At 66.2% G+C, this 2,056-nt stretch carries 1 protein-coding gene and 1 pseudogene; both read right to left on the bottom strand.

Translation table 11 applies throughout. The annotated features are described in order from the left end of the window. Positions 1–407: pseudogene (locus R1101_RS28125) on the bottom strand (Fe-S cluster assembly protein SufD); the annotation flags it as partial. Continuing rightward, positions 408–1,853 (bottom strand): Fe-S cluster assembly protein SufB, encoded by a 1,446-nt coding sequence (sufB, locus tag R1101_RS0122060; RefSeq protein ID WP_016935404.1) that lies wholly within the window; start codon positions 1,851–1,853, stop codon positions 408–410. It lies immediately after the preceding pseudogene. Positions 1,854–2,056 lie beyond the last annotated feature (203 nt).

Below are 2,056 nucleotides of genomic sequence, written 5' to 3'. Positions count from 1 at the left end.
TCGGCGACCTCGACCTCGCGGCCGACGGTGAGGACGGTCGCGGTCTCGAACGCCGAGTAGGCCTGTGCTGCGATCCGGTCGAACGGCACACCGGCCTGTCCGAGCCGCGCGTCGTCGCGCGCGACGGTCTCGACCTGCACGCCGTCGACCGGGGTGACCTCGACGGTCGCGGTGCCGGTCGCGGTGGCGGTGCCGTCGTGCAGCCCGCGCAGGCGGCGCAGCGGGGTGAACCGCCAGACCTCGTCGCGTCCCGAGGGAACCTCGAAGGCGTTCACATCGAACGACGTGAAGACCTCGCCCTTGTTGACTGCCGGCTTGCCGGCGTTGTCGATCGCCGGGGCACGGTTCTCCCCGCGCACGGCTTCCTGCACTCCGGTAGCCGGAGTGTTCTTCGCTTCCGCAGTCATTTAGCCGACTGCCCCTTCCATCTGCAGTTCGATCAGGCGGTTGAGCTCGAGGGCGTACTCCATCGGCAGTTCCTTGGCGATGGGCTCGACGAACCCGCGCACCACCATGGCCATGGCCTCGTCCTCGTCGAGTCCGCGGCTCATGAGGTAGAACAGCTGGTCGTCGCTCACCTTCGAGACGGTCGCCTCGTGACCCATCGTGACGTCGTCCTCACGGATATCGACGTACGGGTAGGTGTCGGAGCGGCTGATCTGGTCGACGAGCAGCGCGTCGCACTTGACCGTCGACTTCGAGCCGTGGGCTCCCTTGTTGACCTGCACGAGGCCGCGGTAGGAAGCACGTCCACCGCCGCGCGCCACCGACTTCGACACGATGGTCGAGGAGGTGTGCGGAGCCAGGTGCAGCATCTTCGCGCCGGTGTCCTGGTGCTGCCCCTCGCCGGCGAAGGCCACGGAGAGCACCTCACCGCGAGCGTGCTCGCCCATCATCCACACGGCCGGGTACTTCATCGTCACCTTGGAACCGATGTTGCCGTCGATCCATTCCATCGAGCCGCCGGCCTCGACCTTGGTGCGCTTGGTCACCAGGTTGTAGACGTTGTTCGACCAGTTCTGGATCGTCGTGTAGCGGCAGTGACCGCCCTTCTTGACGATGATCTCGACCACCGCGGAGTGCAGCGAGTCGGACTTGTAGATCGGCGCGGTGCAGCCCTCGACGTAGTGCACCGAGGCGCCCTCGTCGACGATGATCAGGGTCCGCTCGAACTGGCCCATGTTCTCCGTGTTGATGCGGAAGTAGGCCTGCAGCGGGATGTCGACGTGCACACCCGGCGGAACGTAGATGAACGAGCCTCCCGACCACACCGCGGTGTTCAGGGCGGAGAACTTGTTGTCGCCGGCCGGGATGACCGTGCCGAAGTACTCCTTGAACAGCTCGGGATGCTCACGCAGACCCGAGTCGGTGTCGAGGAAGATCACGCCCTGGCTCTCGAGGTCCTCGCGGATCTGGTGGTAGACCACCTCGGACTCGTACTGGGCGGCGACACCGGCGATCAGGCGCTGCTTCTCCGCCTCCGGGATGCCCAGCCGGTCGTAGGTGTTCTTGATGTCCTCGGGGAGCTCGTCCCAGCTCGCGGCTTGCTTCTCCGTCGAGCGCACGAAGTACTTGATGTTGTCGAAGTCGATCCCGTCGAGGTTCGAACCCCACACCGGCATCGGCTTCTTGTCGAAGGTGCGCAGCGCCTTGAGACGGATGTCGAGCATCCACTCGGGTTCGTTCTTCTTCGACGAGATGTCCCGCACGACCTCTTCGGACAGGCCGCGCTGCGCCGTGGCGCCGGCGGTGTCGGGGTCCGCCCAGCCGTATTCGTAGTGTCCGAGAGAATCGATCGTCTCTTCCTGCGTCAGCGGCGCGGCGCCGGACGTCTGATCCGATGCGACGGTCATGCGAGCTCCTTCCGGAGTCTGGTGGGCGTCGGCGCGGGCTGTGCGTCGACGGTCGACGGGTGGGTGGATGTCTTCGTGTTGTGCCCGGTGTCTCGCAGCACTCGAGTCGGGGACGTCACGTGGGCGGCTCCGGCCGGGGCACATCCGCTCTGGGGAGAACGGGCACGTGGGTCGTGCAGAAGGCGTCGCCGTTGGCGATCGTC

Origin of the sequence: Rhodococcus sp. R1101 (assembly GCF_000278445.1) — a bacterium.
Lineage (GTDB): Bacteria > Actinomycetota > Actinomycetes > Mycobacteriales > Mycobacteriaceae > Rhodococcus > Rhodococcus gordoniae.
Note: the sequence above shows the minus strand (reverse complement) of the source record. Positions and strands in the feature narration are given on the sequence as shown.

What these genes read in the sequence shown, in the direction of transcription:
- sufB (WP_016935404.1), bottom strand. Translation starts at nt 1,853, where the DNA reads ATGACCGTCGCATCGGATCAGACGTCCGGCGCCGCGCCGCTGACGCAG.